This window comes from Rhodococcoides trifolii, assembly GCF_014635345.1.
GTDB classification, from domain to species: domain Bacteria; phylum Actinomycetota; class Actinomycetes; order Mycobacteriales; family Mycobacteriaceae; genus Rhodococcoides; species Rhodococcoides trifolii.
In genome coordinates, this window is the sequence record NZ_BMCU01000003.1 from 356,463 (window position 1) to 371,964 (window position 15,502).

Here is a 15,502-nt window from a genome sequence, read left to right on the forward strand (position 1 = left end):
GCTAGCCCCGCATCAGGAAGGGAACGACGGCCGCCTCGAACCGGTCGTAACCGTCGCGGTGCACGCTGTGCCCGATGGGAATGGTGACCACCTCGCAGTGCGCGATGCCGGTGCTCATCGCGACTAGTCGTGTCGGGTCCATCATTCCGGACGGGCCGCCGACGACCACCAGGGTCTCTGCCTCGATGCGCCGCAACGCGTGCCACCACTCGGCGTTCGGCGTTCTGAACTGCGCCAGCGCCGACGACGTCATGGAACGGTCGAACGCCAGAACTGCCCTCGGGTGCCGTAACGCACTGGTGGTGGCGTGCATCAACTCGCGGACCGTTGGAAACCGGTTGGTGATCGTGGGCGGCGGATCGCCCGGCGAGATGGGCAGCGGCGACTCCTCGATCACCAGTCGGCGCACCGCGGACGGCCTCCACTGCGCGACGAGCGAGCTGGCGTAGCCACCGAGAGAGTGTCCGACGATGTCGAACCGGTCCACACCCAGGTGGTCGACCAGGCGCTCGATGTCCTTACCGAACTCGGCGAATTCGTATGAGGCGGTATGCGCGCTGCGTCCGTGTCCACGCAGGTCCGGAACGATCACTCGACGACCGTGGCCGACGAGGTCCCCCGCGAGACGATCCCAGGTGTATCCGTCCCCTCCCATGCCGTGCACCAGGACGACGGGAACCGGGTCGTCTCCTCCGGAATCGCGGAAGGCCATCGGTTGTCCGTCGACGATGTGAGTCGCCTCGATCATGTGCACGAGTTCCGAGGGTAGTGGGTCTGCGGGTAGGCCGGAGGCCGGCCGGAATCGATCTGCGGGTAGGCCGGAGGCCGGCCGGAATCGATCAGTCCGAGAGCATCGGGACGGTGAGGTGGGGATCGCGCCCGAGCAGGACACCTCGTGTCAACGCTGTCGACCCGAACTTGTCGTGAACACTGTCCAACGCGGAGTCGAGCGAGAGTGGGTTCACCGTGTCGAACGGCAGCTCGAGTTGCAGGTTCGCGTCGTCTTCGATGTTGGACACGGCGATCCCGATCAGCGTGATGCCCTTGGCCTCGATGGTGGGTGTCGCGGCCTCCAGTAGTCCTCGCGCCGCGTTCAGGACGACCTGAGTCTCGGCCGTCGACCGGGAAACGGTACGGGACCGTGTGGCGCGGGTGAAGTCGTCGAATCGCAGTCGGAGGGTGACCGTGCGGCCCACCCTGCCGGCGGTGCGCATGCGCCGCGTCACTCGATCGACCAGAGCGGTGAGCGAGGCGTCGACGTCCTCGGCGGACGTCGGGTTGCGCCCCAGCGCATGCTGCGCGCCGACCGATTTGCGGCGCCGACGTGTGTGCACAGGCCGCGGGTCGACCCCGTGGGACAGCGCGTGGAGATGCCCGCCCGCGGCTTTGCCGAGAACGGCCGACAACGCCCCCTCGCGGTGCGCGGCCAGATCACCGATGGTTCGGATACCTTGCGCGTGCAGTTTCTCGGCCGTGATCTTGCCGACGCCCCACATCCGTTCGACGGGAAGCGGATGCAGGAAGGCCAGCTCGCCGTCGGGCGGTACCTCGAGCAACCCGTCCGGCTTGGCGACGGCACTGGCGATCTTCGCCAGGAACTTGGTGCGCGCGATGCCGACCGTGATCGGCAGACCGACCTGGTCCGCAACCATTTTCCGCAATCGAGCGGCGATGTCGACGGGGCTTCCCGACAATCGGGCCAGACCCGCGACGTCGAGAAACGCCTCGTCGATCGAGATGCCTTCGACGAGCGGGGTGATGTCGTGGAACACCGCGAACACGTCCTTGCTCGCCTGCGAGTAGGCGGACATGCGCGGCGGAACCACGATGGCGTGGGGGCACAACTGCAGTGCCTGGCGCCCACCCATGGCGGTCTTGACCCCATAGGCCTTGGCTTCGTAACTCGCTGCGAGCACCACACCGCCACCCACGATGACGGGCCGTCCCCGCAGTCTCGGGTCGTCACGCTGCTCGACGGAGGCGTAGAACGCGTCGAGATCTGCGTGCAGCACGGTTGCCTCGGAAGCGCGGGTCATTCGTAGATTCCTTCCACGAACCAGCGTCCGGTGTCGTAGACGAGCAGCAACGCCCTGGTGTCCTCGAGCAGAACCTGCGCGCGGGCGATCTGCCGCGCCGACGACGTGGCACCGATGTCCCACCACCGCTCGTCCACGGACCACGGTCCTGCCCAGCCGTGCAGCGCCCAGTCCTTCTTGCCCCAACGCACCCGAGCCGGGACACTGTCGAAGCCGCCGCGCTCTGTGACGTGCACCGACTGCTCGGACGTACCCGTCATCGTCACCTCCGGCCGCGACGGCATCAGCGCGGTGGGCGACGGTTCCGGCAACCGTCCGGGCCACGGCGCGGTCGGGTCGGCCTCGGGAACCAGCTCGTCACCCAACGGCAGCAACGTGATTCGTTCCGCCGGGCCGCGTCCCCCGCTGAGCACACCCACCTGAACGGCGTCGCCCCCGAGCAGACCCTGGACACGAACCAACGCGCGGCGGGCGCGTTCGTCCTCGTCGCCGACGCCGCCCCACAGGCCCAGCTGCAGGGCGCCGGCGGACACCACCTCGACCGGTTCCAGCCGCAGCACGGTGATGCCTGCCGTGGGCTTGTTCTCGCTGCGTCCGGTGAGCCACCCGTCGAGCTGCCACCGCACCCGGTCCGCCGTGCCCTCGGGGGTCAACGGTTCCGCGCAGCGCCAGGTTCGCGAAAGATGTTCTCCGTTGGCTGTTTTCGCCTGAACCAGCAACCGAGTACAGGCGACGGTCGCGGCGGAGAGGGTGATGTGCAGCTTCTCGGCCAAGGCGCGACCGGCGAACGCCGCCGCGTCGACCCGATCGATGGGCGGGTCGCACAGGTACTCGACGTCCAGATCCGGGGGAAGGACCCGAGCCGACGGAGGACGCTCCGACTCGCCGCGGGCACTGCGATGCGCGGCCACTGCGTCCGTCCCGAACCGCGACGCCACGTCGACCGGGGACAGCGCGCCGAAATCACCGATGGCGCGCAAGCCGAGCCGTTTGAGCAGATCCACCAGTTCGACACGCTCCGGCGCGGCCAGGCTGGGTTCGGCGGACAGCTCCTCCACCGGCAGCGGGGCGAGGAACTGCGCGCCCGCACCGCGGGGAACCAGAACTCCGTGTCGCGCCGCGATGACCGCGGTGGACAACTCGTCGGCGATACCCACCTGGCACTCGACGCCGGCGGCCGCCACCGTGTCGACCAACCGCTCGGCCGCCGCGTCCTCGGAACCGAAGTACCGGGTGGCCCCTCGCGCCGGGAGCACCAGAAGACCGGGTCGCAGCACCTCGATGCCGGGAACGGCCTCGTCCACCGCGGCGGCGACGGGTTCGAAGAGCCGGGCGTCCCGATCCGGGTCCGCCTGTGCCACATACAGATCCGGGCAGCGCGCCTGCGACTCACGCTTGCGCAACCCGCGGCGAACGCCGTCCGTTCTCGCCGTGGCGGAACAGGCGATCACGCGGCCCACCGCGATCACCGCCACCGGAGCGGACGCGGGCAGGCTCGCGGCGGCTGCCGCAGCCACCGCAGGCCAGTCCGGGCACCACAGCGCAAGAACACGAGAGGGCGCGGCAACACGAGAGGGCGCGGCAACACGAGAAGAGGCGGTCATATCGCGGCAAGCTGTGGACGTCGGTTCTCGGTCCACTCGACGCGGCCGCCCGCGGACGCCACGTCGAAATGACCGATGCGGGGTTGCGACGACCGGCTCGACACCTGCACTGCCAGACGCAGCGACCGCACCCGGCCGTGCCCCACCTCGTTGCCTGCGCCGAGACCGCCGTATCCGTCCACCCGCGCATCGAGACGCAGTTCCGCGCCGTCCCACTGTCCGTCGGTGACGATGAGCGTCGACCCCTTGTTCCGGGCGCGTGCGATCACCGCTCGGGTTCGCGACGGCGGAACCGAGGCGCCCCCGAGGCCGAGGACGACCAGATCGAGACCGTCGAGCAGAACGGCCGCGATCTCCACGGGATCGTCACCGGGATCGGGGATCCAGGCGCAGCGGGAGAGATCGGCGCCGTGTTCGGTGGCGGCGAGCAGACCGAGCCGCGGGCACCCGATCACCGCGGCGTGCCGTCCCGACCCGGTGACGGACGCGAGCATCCCCACCAACAGCGACCCCGCACCCGATACCGACACCACCGACCCGCGCACCAGACCGCCGTGCGGCAGCAGAGAGGCCAGCGCGGAGGGCACCGGCAGAACGGATTTCTCGGCGGTCGGCGACGAGGCGATCCGGCGACGAATATGCTCGACACGCTCGGTTCGGGACAGACCCTCGAGCATCTCGAAGTCCACTTGAACCGGCATGATCACTCCATTCGACGCGCACGATCACGACCGGTTTCCGGCCTTCCCGCCCTGCATTCGAACGCTTGTTCGAACACATCTCACAGTAAAGCCGCTCCCCGTTCCGTCGTCAAGACAGCCGGAAATCACCCGGGATAACCTCGGCACTGTGACGGAGCAACAGCGTGCGCGGGCGGTCGTCGGACCGGACTACCTTCTTGCCGGGCGATATCGATTGGACTCGAAACTCGGTGGTGGCGGCATGGGTGCGGTCTGGCTGGCGGTCGACACCCTCCTCAGCCGCAAGGTGGCCGTCAAGCAGGCGACATCGACCGCGGACCTGACTCCCGACGCCGCCAAGGCGATCCGCGAACAAGCCATGCGCGAGGGCCGTATCGCAGCTCAGCTCGCCAACCCGCACGCCATCGCCATGCACGACGTGGCACTCGACAGCGGCGAGCCGTGGCTCATCATGGAGTACCTGCCCTCCCGCAGCCTCGCCATGGCCCTGAACATCACCGAGTCGCTTCCACCCGACGAGGTCATCCAGATCGGCGCTCAGGTCGCCGATGCGCTCACGGCCGCGCATGCCGCCGGCATCGTGCACCGCGACATCAAGCCGGGCAACATCCTCATCGCCGATCGTGGGAGCGGCATCGGCATGGTGAAGATCAGCGATTTCGGCATCTCCCGGGCGAAGAACGACACCCACGAGGAGAACAGCAGCGTCATCACCGGAACGCCGGCCTACTTCGCTCCCGAGGTGGCACGCGGCGCGGATCCCACCGAAGCCTCGGACGTGTTCTCCCTCGGCGCGACGCTCTACACCGCCACGGAGGGCCAGCCGCCGTTCGGCGTGGACTCGGACTCCATCGCTTTGCTGCACAAGGTTGCGGGCGCACGCATCACTCCCCCGCGTCGCAGCGGGGCGATGACGGCGACGTTGCTGCATATGCTCGAACCCGACCCGGCAAGGCGCCCGAGCATGGAGCAGGTGCGTCAACGTCTCGTCACCCTGGCCGTCGGCAAGAACGGCAGCCCGAGTTCGGTGCTCAATCAGCCGCTGCGCGGAGCGGACGGCGCCGTCCCGTTCTGGGCGCGCCGCGGAGCACGCGGCGCGGGCTCCACCACCCGCCGAGCCGAGCGCATTCACGGACAGACGATGACAGGCCTTCCGGCGGCCAACGAGGGAACGCCTCTCGATCGGGTGCCGCGACCCGGTGACGCGAGCGAGACCGCCAAGCCCAAGACGCGGTATGCCCCACCGGCTTTCGAGCCGGCGCGTAAGAAGTCGCAGACCCCCGTGTACGTGGCGATCGCGGTGGTGGCCGTGATCCTGCTGATCGTTCTGCTGTTTGCTCTCTGACGACGGGCTTTCCCTCGGCCTCAGCGTTCGTTACCTGTCCTCACGTCACCGCGGGGACGTATTCGACCAGTTCGCACGGGCCATCGGGCCACGAACAGTTCCGTGACGAGCTGTGCCGATCGTTCGGTCGGTCCTCCGATGTTCCACCGTGTGATCTCCTCGACCGGGGTTCCACTGGGACCGTTGTAGTTCCGGCGCTTCTTCCATCCATCGGGCCTAGATGACTGGACCCGCGCAGATCCAGCCCGACACCACCGGGTCGGTCGGGGTGGCGTCAATCGATCCGACGGGTATGCGCCCACCTCGTGAGGGCATTTCGGTTGGACTGCTGCGTCTTTCGCAGAACGTTGGACGCGTGTGTCTCGACCGTCTTGATCGAGATCACCAGATCTTCGGCGATCTCGCGGTAGGTGTATCCGCGGGCGAGCAACCGGAGAACCTCGAGTTCGCGTGGCGTCAGCGAGTCCAGTTCGGGGTCCAGGGGCGGCTCGGGAACCGCCGACTTTCCAGTGAAGGAGTCGAGCACGAAACCGGCCAGACGCGGACCGAACACCGCGTCTCCCCCGGCAACTCGGCGAACCCCGTCGGCGAGTTCGGCACCGGAAATGGTCTTGGTGACGTACCCGCGGGCCCCCGCCCGAATCACCGCGATCACGTCCTCGGCGGCGTCGGACACGCTGAGCGCCAAGCACACCGGCCCGTCGGCGATTCCGGAGAGCACCGCGACACCGCCGCCATCGGGCATGTGCACGTCGAGAAGGACGACGTCAGGTTTCGTCGCGTCGATTCCGCGCACAGCTTCTGCGACGGCACCTGCCTCGCCGACGACGTCGATGTCGGGTTCGCGGCCGAGTTCGGCCCGCACCCCCGACCGGAACACCGCGTGGTCGTCCACGAGAAACACCGACAACCGTTCACTCACGCGCTCTGATCCTCCGTCCGGTGATCGTGCGTGCGCGGCATGAACATTCTGATCTCCGTGCCGCGTCCGAGGGTGGAGCGTACCTCGACGGACCCGCCGCGCCGCTCGATGCGCGCGCGCACCGATTTCGCCAACCCCTGCCGGTCCGTGGGGACTTCGTCGACGGCGAAGCCGGTGCCGCGGTCGCGCACGAACACCGAGACCTGCTCCGGCTCGACCTCGGCGAACAGATCGACGGTGGTGCTGCCCGAATGCTTGGCCGCATTCACCAGAGCTTCGCGGGTCGCCCCCAACACGGCTGTGAGGGCCTCCCTGCTCAGGCCCGAATGTTCCTCCGACTCCTCGAGATTCACGTCGCCGACGGTGACCGGGTCGACGGTGACCGCGTAGTGGTCTTCCACCTCTCCTGCGATGGTTGCCAGCGCACGGGTGAGAGACGAGTGGTCGGCCTCGCTCCCGCCGAACAACCACCGACGCAGCTCGCGTTCCTGACTGCGCGCCAGTCGCGCAACCTCGGCCGGGCGGTCGGATTGCTTCTGAATGAGAGCGAGGGTCTGCAACACCGAATCGTGTAGGTGCGAAGCGATCTCCTCACGTTCGTCGTTGCGAATGCGGGCTGCGCGCTCGGCACCGAGCGCTTGCCACAACCGCATCCAGAGCGGGACGGTCAGCAGGCCGGCACCGACCAGCGTGACCACCACGGCCAACAACGACGACCGCAGAGACGCGATGTCGACACGGGCCAGAACCACCACGGCCAGACCGATCACGACGAGGGTGGCACCGGACGCGATGCGCGCCCAACCCAAGACCGAGGTGCGCTTGGTAGGGACGGCTGCGGAACGTGTTCCGGCGGAATCGAATTCGCGCCAGACCAGGGCGACACCGATCGTCACCACCACGATCGGACCCAGGAAGGACGACGTGAGATCGCTCAGCACCCACCCGAGCGCAACGGCGAGCCCGATACCGATGGCGGCCAGGCCGTAGGCCCGTTGCCGTTCGGCCGCAGTGGGTCTCACCGTGTCGGAGCCGGCCGAGGTGAAGATCCACAGGGCACCGTAGGCGGCAATACCTGCCCCCGCGAGAGCCGAGAGCACCGCGAACACGAGGCGCACCTTGAACACGTCGACCCCGAGGTGGTCGGCAATACCGCCGCACACCCCGGCCACGACTCGACCGCCGGCGCGACGGGTCAGCGTCGGCGTCGGGTAGGAAACCAGTGAGGCGGAGGGCACGTTTCGATACTGACACGAAAAGTCCCGAAGGGCATCGGGGTGAAAGATCAGGGTTTCACCCGATGCGCGCCGTCGCACCTCGGGTTCAGGATGTGTCCATGACCAATCCGACTATCCCCGATCAGGCGGCCGAGTTGTGGCGCACTCGGCCGGTCCGACTCCCCGACCAGGGACCGGTCGCCGGTGTCGCCGCCGGTATCGGTTACCGCTATCGCATCGATCCGGTGATCGTGCGAGTCGCGTTCGCCGTGGCAACGGTGTTCGGCGGCACCGGTATTGCGCTCTACATCGCGTGCTGGCTGACGTTCACCAAACCCGGTGAGCAGTTCTCCCCGGCCGACGGCCTCTTCGGTCGCGGACGAACGTCCGGCACCAACACCGCCGCCGTCGTACTGGCTGTCGCGCTGGCCGTTTCACTGGTGGCCCTCGGAGTCGGCCTCGGCGGATCGGGCCCGGTGTCGATCGCTCTCATGCTCGGGGGCTGGTGGTTGCTGCACCAGCGCACACCGGTTCCACCCACCGTGCCGGTGCTCCCCGCCACCACTGCGGTCACCACGACGACCCAGTGGGGCCCCTACTCGACGCTGCCGAAGGCATATGTCGCCGACCAGCGGGCGCAGCCCGTCGACCTGCAGAAGAAACCTCCGGCATGGGATCCGCTCGGTGTGGCTCCGTTCGCCTGGGATCTGCCCGATCCGTCCGGCCCGCCGCCCGTCGCCCCGAAGGCCGAGAAGAAGTCGCACTTCACCTCGGTGGTCATCGGACTGGCGATCATCGCCTCCGCCGTCACCGCCGCCGTCGGGTCGGGTACCGACTGGGATCCTGTCCGCGTTGCCGCCGTCGGCTTGGCCGTGATCGCCACCGGCTTGCTTGTCGGCGCATTCTTCCGGCGCGGATACGGGTTGCTGATCGTCGCGACTCCGCTCGCGGGATTCGTCATTCTGACCGGCGCAGTCGATTCGTCCGACTTCGACCGCTCCTCTGTCGGGGACCAGGACTTCACTCCCGCCACCATGTCGGAACTTCTGCCGTCGTACTCGTCGAGTCTCGGTGACCTGACGCTCGATCTCACCGATCTGACCCTCACCACCGATCGAACCGTTGCAATCAGTTCCGGGGCGGGAGACGTGAAGGTGGACGTCCCGAAGACAATGAACGTGCGCGCGGTGTGCACGTCCGGACTCGGCGACACCGACTGCCTCACCGGCGATTCGGCGCAGACCAGCGGTCCGTTGCTGACGCTGACGATCGACAACTCGCTCGGAGACGTGGAGGTGCACCGTGACTGAACGACCGGAAACCAAGAAGCGTCCGTCGGTCTTGCTTCTGCTCGCCGGGATCGCCGCGATGGTGGTCTCCGTGAGTGCACTACTGCAGCGGAATCCGTTGAACGCCGTCGGAACGGTGCAGATCGGCTGGATCCTCGTGGTGGCGGCGGTGGTGATCGGCCTGGGCCTGGTGCTCGCGCCGATGATCGGACGACGGCACCGCGACTGAACTTCTATCCGCTGGTCACTCCCATTCGATGGTGCCGGGTGGCTTGCTCGTGACGTCGAGCACCACCCGGTTCACCTCCGAGACCTCGTTCGTCACCCGAGTGGAGATACGTTCGAGAACTTCGTAGGGCACCCGCGTCCAGTCCGCGGTCATCGCGTCCTCGCTCGACACCGGCCGCAACACGATCGGATGCCCGTAAGTTCGGCCGTCGCCCTGCACGCCCACACTGCGAACGTCGGCCAACAAGACCACCGGACACTGCCAGATCTGGCCGTCGAGGCCCGCGGCGGTCAGCTCCTCGCGCACGATCGCGTCTGCCTGGCGCAGGGTGGCGAGCCGGTCCGGGGTGACGGCGCCGACGATGCGAATCGCGAGGCCAGGGCCGGGAAACGGCTGACGACCCACGATGTCCTCGGGCAGTCCGAGTTCGCGGCCCACGGCCCTGACCTCGTCCTTGAACAGGAGGCGCAGGGGTTCGACCAGCGAGAACTCCAGGTCCTCGGGCAGCCCGCCGACGTTGTGGTGGCTCTTGATGTTCGCCGTGCCCGCGCCGCCGCCGGACTCTACGACGTCCGGATACAGCGTTCCCTGCACCAGGAAGTCGACGGTGCCCTCGGCCTCGCCGAGCACTTCGGTGACAGCTCCTTCGAACGCCCGGATGAACTCGCGGCCGATGATCTTGCGCTTGGTCTCGGGGTCGCTCACGCCGTCCAAATCACCCAGAAACTTGTCGACGGCGTCGACGGTGACCAACCTGGCACCAGTCGCGGCGACGAAGTCCTGCTGCACCTGCTCACGCTCACCGGCGCGGAGGAGACCGTGGTCGACGAACACACACGTCAGACGGTCACCGATGGCGCGCTGCACGAGGGCGGCCGCCACCGCGGAGTCGACGCCCCCGGACAGGCCGCAGATGGCTCGACCGTCGCCGACCTGCGCCTGCACCTGCTCGACCAACGCGTCCGCGATGTTGGCGGCGGTCCACGTCGGTTCGATACCGGCGATCTCGTGGAGGAACCGGCTGAGTACTTGTTGACCGTGGGGCGAATGCATCACCTCGGGGTGGTACTGCACGCCCGCGAGGCGGCGCGCACGGTTCTCGAACGCGGCGACCGGGGCGCCTGCACTGGTCGCGACGACCTCGAAGCCGTCGGGTGCTGCGGTGACCGCGTCACCGTGGCTCATCCACACCGGCTGCGTCGACGGCAACCCGTTGTGCAGTGTCCCGCCGGTCACGTCCAGTTCGGTGCGGCCGTATTCACGAGTCCCGGTGTGGCTCACCGTTCCTCCCAGCGCGCCCGCCATCGCCTGAAAGCCGTAGCAGATGCCGAACACCGGGATGTCGAGGTCGAACAGGGCCGGATCGAGTTGCGGCGCACCGTCGGCGTAGACGCTGGACGGTCCGCCCGACAGCACCACGGCGGCAGGTTTCTTCGCGGCGATCTCCGCAACGGACATCGTGTGCGGAACGACTTCGGAGAACACCCGCGCCTCACGAACCCGTCGGGCGATCAGTTGCGCGTACTGCGCGCCGAAGTCGACGACGAGAACGGGAGCTTGCGGCGCTGTGTCGGTCACGCGGTCAGTCTAGAGAGCGCTCACGCCACCGGCGCCGACGACCTGATCTCCACGATCGGAAGTCGCAGCGCTGCCGGCGCACTTGCCGGCACGGCCGGGCTGCGCGGTGCGATGGGGTCGAGGCGGCGGTAGGGCTGCCCCTGCGCGGGGCGCAGATCTTCCTGACCCTTGTTCGGCCACAGCGCTGCCGACCGCTCGGCCTGCGCGCTGATCGTGAGCGAGGGGTTCACGCCGAGGTTGGCCGACACCGCCGAGCCGTCGACGATGCTCAGCGTCGGGTAACCGTGTACGCGGTGGTAGGGGTCGATGACACCGTGCGCCGCGTCCTCGGAGATGACGCAACCACCGAGGAAGTGCGCGGTGAGCGGAATGTTGAAGACCTCACCCCACGTTCCACCTGCGACACCGTCGATCTTCTTCGCGATGCGACGGGTCGCGTCGTTGCCGGCCGGAATCCACGTCGGGTTCGGTTGTCCGTGACCCTGTTTAGAGGTGACGCGGCGACCGAACGGTCCTCGCTTGGTGTAGGTGGTGATCGAGTTGTCCAGGTTCTGCATCACGAGAGCGATGATGGTGCGCTGACTCCAGTCCTTGACGCTGAGCATCCTCACCAACAGCAGAGGATGACGTAGCGCAACACCGAGGAACCGCATCCACCGCGGAACCCGCCCGCCGCCGTCGGTCATCAGCGTCTGGAGAAGACCCATCGCGTTCGATCCCTTGCCGTAGCGGCACGGCTCGATGTGGGTGTCGCTGGTGGGGTGGAACGAGGAGGTGATGGCGACGCCTCTGGTCAGGTCGACGTTCGGATCGACCTTCATCTTCCCCGCGCCCACGATGGACTCGGAATTGGTGCGGGTGAGCTCACCCAGTTTCGGGGACAGACGGGGCAGGCTGCCCTCGTCCTTGAGACGGTGCAGAAGCTGCTGGCTTCCCCAGGTTCCTGCGGCCAGGACGACGTTGTCGGCGGTGAAGGTCTTGCGTCCCTTGCGAATCCACGACCCGGTGCGCTCGGTGTCGATCCTCCACGACCCGTCGGGCTGCTCGCGCAGGTCGGTCACGGTGGTCATCGGGACGATGTCAGCTCCGGCCCGCTCGGCCAGACCCAGGTAGTTCTTGAGAAGCGTGTTCTTGGCGCCGTGACGACACCCCGTCATGCACTCGCCGCACTCGATGCACCCGGTGCGGTCGGGGCCGGCTCCGCCGAAGTACGGGTCCGGAACGGTCTTGCCGGGCTCGTCGCCGAAGAACACGCCGACCGGAGTCTGGATGAACGTGTCACCGACGCCCATGTCGTCGGCCACGGACTTCATCACGTGGTCCGCCGGCGTCATGTGCGGGTTCTGCACCACGCCGAGCATGCGCTGCGCCTGCTCGTAGTGCGGGGTCAGCTCGCCGTGCCAGTCGGTGATGTGCGCCCACTGCGTGTCGTCGAAGAACGACTTCGGTGGCTGGTACAGGGTGTTCGCGTAGTTCAGCGACCCGCCGCCGACCCCCGCTCCGGCCAGGATCAGGCAGTCACGCAGCAGATGGACGCGCTGGATCCCGAAGCAGCCGAGCTTGGGCGCCCAGAGAAACTTCTTCAGGTCCCAGCTGGTGGTGGCCATCTCCGAGTCCTCGAAGCGGCGTCCGGCTTCGAGTACACCGACCCGATAGCCCTTCTCCACCAACCGCAGCGCGGTCACACTGCCGCCGAAGCCCGATCCGATGACCAGCACGTCGTAATCGTTCATCACGCCAGATTATCGTATGTGTACCGGCGAGTAACACGAAAATCGCATTTCTTTTTCAGGCGCGGACGTTCAGTCCGACCTTCTGGAACTCTTTGAGATCGGAGTAGCCGGATTTGGCCATCGACCGACGCAGTCCCCCGACGAGATCGAGTGAACCGAAGGGGTCGTCGGAGGGCCCGGTCAGCACCCGCTCGAGCGACGGTCGCTGCTCGTCGAACGACACCGGCATCAACGCGCCGCGCGGCATCGACGGGTGCGCGGCAGCAGACGGCCAGTACCACCCACGACCCGGCGCCTCCGCTGCCGCGGCCAGCGGTGCGCCGAGCACGGCCGCATCGGCGCCGCACGCGATCGCCTTCGCCAACTGGCCGGACGTCGTGATGTCGCCGTCGGCGATCACGTGGACGTATCGACCGCCGGTCTCGTCGAGGTAGTCACGACGTGCCGCTGCCGCATCCGCGATGGCCGTCGCCATGGGGACACCGATGCCGAGCACTTCGTTGGTGGTGGTCGCCCCCTCGGTGGATCCGTACCCGACGATGACCCCGGCTGCACCCGTCCGCATCAGATGCAGGGCGGTGCGGTGGTCGCTGACGCCGCCCGCGACCACGGGGACGTCGAGATCGGCGATGAACGTCTTGAGGTTGAGCGGTTCCTCGCTGCTGTGCGCCACGTGCTCAGCCGAAATGATCGTTCCCTGCACGACGAGAAGGTCGACCCCGGCCTGCAGCAGCGCCGGTGTCAGCGTGAGCGCACTCTGGGGACTGACGCGCACCGCGACGGTGACACCTGCGTCTCGCACCTGAGCGACGGCAGCGGCGAGCAGGTCCGGCTGAACGGGTGCGGCATGCAGCTTCTGCAGAAATGCCACAGGGGCGTCGGCATCGACGTCGGATTCGGCGATGGCAATCAGTTCGTCGATCTTGGACTGCACGTCGGCGTGCCGACTCCACAAGCCCTCACCGTTGACGACGCCGAGGCCACCACGCTTGCCCATCTCGATGGCGAATTCCGGTGACACGAGCGCATCGGTCGGATGCGCCAGAATCGGGATGTCGAACCGGTACGCGTCGAGTTGCCACGCCGTCGACACTTCCTTCGACGAGCGGGTCCGCCGCGACGGGACGATGTCCACGTCGTCGAGTTCGTAGGTCTTGCGGGCAGTTCTGCCCATGCCGATTTCGACGAGGTCGCGCACGCGCGTCCTTTCTTCGAGGGTGTGTAGCGAGCGGGAAGGCCGGAGGCCGGCCGGGAAAAACTCAGCGAACCGTGTAGTTGGGTGCCTCGACGGTCATCGTGATGTCGTGCGGGTGGCTCTCCTTGAGGCCCGCAGCCGTGATCTGAACGAACTGCGCTTCCTGCAGGTGCTCGACGCTGTCCGATCCCGTGTAGCCCATGGCGGCGCGAAGTCCGCCGGTCAGCTGGTGGATCACCTGAGAGAGCGGACCGCGGAACGGCACCCGCCCTTCGATGCCCTCGGGCACCAGCTTGTCCTCGGCGAGAACGTCGTCCTGAAAGTAGCGATCCTTCGAGAAGGACTTCGCTCCTCCGCGCCCCTGCATCGCCCCGAGCGATCCCATGCCCCGGTAGCTCTTGAACTGCTTGCCGCCCACCAGGATCAGCTCACCCGGCGACTCCGCCGTGCCGGCCAACAGTGACCCGAGCATCGCGGTGGACGCGCCCGCGGCGAGCGCCTTCGCGATGTCGCCCGAGAACTGCAGACCACCGTCCGCGATCACCGGGACTCCAGCGGGCTTGCACACTGCGACGGCTTCGAGGATGGCCGTGATCTGCGGGGCGCCGACTCCGGCGACGACGCGGGTGGTGCAGATGGATCCGGGTCCCACGCCGACCTTGACGGCGTCGGCACCGGCTTCCACCAGGGCCAGCGCACCCGAACGGGTGGCCACGTTGCCGCCGATCACCTGCACTCGGTCGCCCACCTCGGCTTTGACCTTGCTGACCATGTCGAGAACCATCGTGTTGTGGCCGTGCGCGGTGTCGACCACAAGCACGTCGACGCCGGCGTCGCTGAGCGTCATCACACGCGCCCAGGAGTCGTCGCCCACTCCCACTGCTGCGCCGACGAGCAGACGTCCGTCGCGGTCCTTGGTGGCGAACGGGTGCTGTTCGGTCTTGACGAAGTCCTTCACCGTGATCAGACCGGTCAGGTTTCCCTGACCGTCCACGATGGGAAGCTTCTCGATCTTGTGTCGACGCAGCAGGCCCAGCGCGGCGTCGGCCGTGACACCCTCGCGCGCGGTGATGAGCGGCGCTTTGGTCATCACCTCGGCGACGGTGCGGCTCTGGTCCACCTCGAAGCGCATGTCGCGATTGGTGATGATACCGACCAGGGCACCCATCTCGTTGGTGACCGGCAGACCCGAGATGCGGAAGCGCGCACACATCGCGTCCACTTCGGCGAGGGTGTCCGTGGGCTTGCACGTGACCGGATCGGTGACCATCCCGGCTTCGGAGCGCTTCACCATCTCCACCTGTGCCGCCTGATCGGCGACAGAGAGGTTGCGGTGCAGCACACCCATGCCGCCCGCACGAGCCATGGCGATGGCCATCCGCGCCTCGGTCACCGTGTCCATGGCCGAACTCACCAGCGGAACACGCAGTCGAATGTCACGGGTGAGCTGGCTGGACGTGTCCACGGTGCTGGGAACGATGTCGGACGCGGCCGGGATGAGCAGGACGTCGTCGAACGTGAGTCCGAGCATGGCGACCTTGTTCGGGTCGTCACCGCCGGTTCGCACGAACGCTCCGGATTCGGTGGGCCTGTTCGGACTGGTCATGGACTTCTCTGGCCCTCCTGGAGCACGGGTGATGTATGGGTGGTCAT

Annotated in this window: 13 protein-coding genes; 3 read left to right on the forward strand and 10 right to left on the reverse strand. The window is 67.6% G+C overall.

The window, feature by feature from the left end; translation table 11 throughout:
* Position 1: 1 nt before the first annotated feature.
* The 4 genes from IEW02_RS14905 to imuA' form a co-directional block, all read right to left on the reverse strand.
* Positions 2-748, reverse strand: a complete 747-nt coding sequence (locus tag IEW02_RS14905) for an alpha/beta fold hydrolase (protein ID WP_188546138.1) — start codon at positions 746-748, stop codon at positions 2-4.
* Positions 749-839: 91 nt separating this feature from the next.
* Complete coding sequence (gene dinB, locus IEW02_RS14910) at positions 840-2,036, reverse strand: DNA polymerase IV (RefSeq protein WP_188545633.1); 1,197 nt, start codon at positions 2,034-2,036, stop codon at positions 840-842.
* On the reverse strand, positions 2,033-3,640 hold the full coding sequence (locus tag IEW02_RS14915) for a DNA polymerase Y family protein (RefSeq protein ID WP_188545634.1): 1,608 nt from the start codon (positions 3,638-3,640) through the stop codon (positions 2,033-2,035). Before IEW02_RS14915 ends, dinB begins: the two co-directional genes overlap by 4 nt.
* Positions 3,637-4,341, reverse strand: coding sequence for a DnaE2-dependent mutagenesis accessory factor ImuA' (gene imuA', locus IEW02_RS14920; RefSeq protein WP_188545635.1), 705 nt, complete (start codon positions 4,339-4,341; stop codon positions 3,637-3,639). Before imuA' ends, IEW02_RS14915 begins: the two co-directional genes overlap by 4 nt.
* Positions 4,342-4,489: 148 nt before the next feature.
* Here imuA' and IEW02_RS14925 point away from each other — a divergent pair, with 148 nt between their 5' ends.
* A complete protein-coding gene (locus IEW02_RS14925; protein WP_229746049.1) occupies positions 4,490-5,686 on the forward strand; it encodes a serine/threonine-protein kinase in 1,197 nt (398 codons plus the stop codon).
* A 274-nt stretch (positions 5,687-5,960) separates the two neighbouring features.
* Here the strand turns inward: IEW02_RS14925 and IEW02_RS14930 are convergent, their stop codons facing one another.
* Complete coding sequence (locus IEW02_RS14930) at positions 5,961-6,608, reverse strand: response regulator (protein ID WP_188545637.1); 648 nt, start codon at positions 6,606-6,608, stop codon at positions 5,961-5,963.
* On the reverse strand, positions 6,605-7,846 hold the full coding sequence (locus IEW02_RS14935; protein ID WP_188545638.1) for an ATP-binding protein: 1,242 nt from the start codon (positions 7,844-7,846) through the stop codon (positions 6,605-6,607). Before IEW02_RS14935 ends, IEW02_RS14930 begins: the two co-directional genes overlap by 4 nt.
* A gap of 98 nt (positions 7,847-7,944) precedes the next feature.
* On the opposite strand from IEW02_RS14935, the gene IEW02_RS14940 reads away from it, so the two are divergent.
* Together IEW02_RS14940 and IEW02_RS14945 are read left to right on the forward strand one after the other, a co-directional pair.
* Positions 7,945-9,135: a PspC domain-containing protein gene (locus tag IEW02_RS14940; RefSeq protein WP_229746050.1), complete on the forward strand. Its 1,191-nt coding sequence runs from the start codon at positions 7,945-7,947 to the stop codon at positions 9,133-9,135.
* Positions 9,128-9,343, forward strand: a complete 216-nt coding sequence (locus IEW02_RS14945) for a hypothetical protein (RefSeq protein ID WP_188545640.1) — start codon at positions 9,128-9,130, stop codon at positions 9,341-9,343. Before IEW02_RS14940 ends, IEW02_RS14945 begins: the two co-directional genes overlap by 8 nt.
* Before the next feature lie 15 nt (positions 9,344-9,358).
* On the opposite strand, the gene guaA is transcribed toward IEW02_RS14945, so the two are convergent.
* The 4 genes from guaA to guaB all read right to left on the reverse strand — a co-directional run bounded on the left by guaA (position 9,359) and on the right by guaB (position 15,455).
* Positions 9,359-10,921, reverse strand: coding sequence for a glutamine-hydrolyzing GMP synthase (guaA, locus tag IEW02_RS14950; RefSeq protein WP_188545641.1), 1,563 nt, complete (start codon positions 10,919-10,921; stop codon positions 9,359-9,361).
* A gap of 20 nt (positions 10,922-10,941) precedes the next feature.
* Positions 10,942-12,654: an FAD-dependent oxidoreductase gene (locus IEW02_RS14955; protein ID WP_308933185.1), complete on the reverse strand. Its 1,713-nt coding sequence runs from the start codon at positions 12,652-12,654 to the stop codon at positions 10,942-10,944.
* A gap of 55 nt (positions 12,655-12,709) precedes the next feature.
* Positions 12,710-13,852: a GuaB3 family IMP dehydrogenase-related protein gene (locus IEW02_RS14960; protein ID WP_188545643.1), complete on the reverse strand. Its 1,143-nt coding sequence runs from the start codon at positions 13,850-13,852 to the stop codon at positions 12,710-12,712.
* 61 nt (positions 13,853-13,913) lie between these two features.
* A complete protein-coding gene (gene guaB / locus IEW02_RS14965; RefSeq protein ID WP_308933186.1) occupies positions 13,914-15,455 on the reverse strand; it encodes an IMP dehydrogenase in 1,542 nt (513 codons plus the stop codon).
* Between the last annotated feature and the right edge of the window lie 47 nt (positions 15,456-15,502).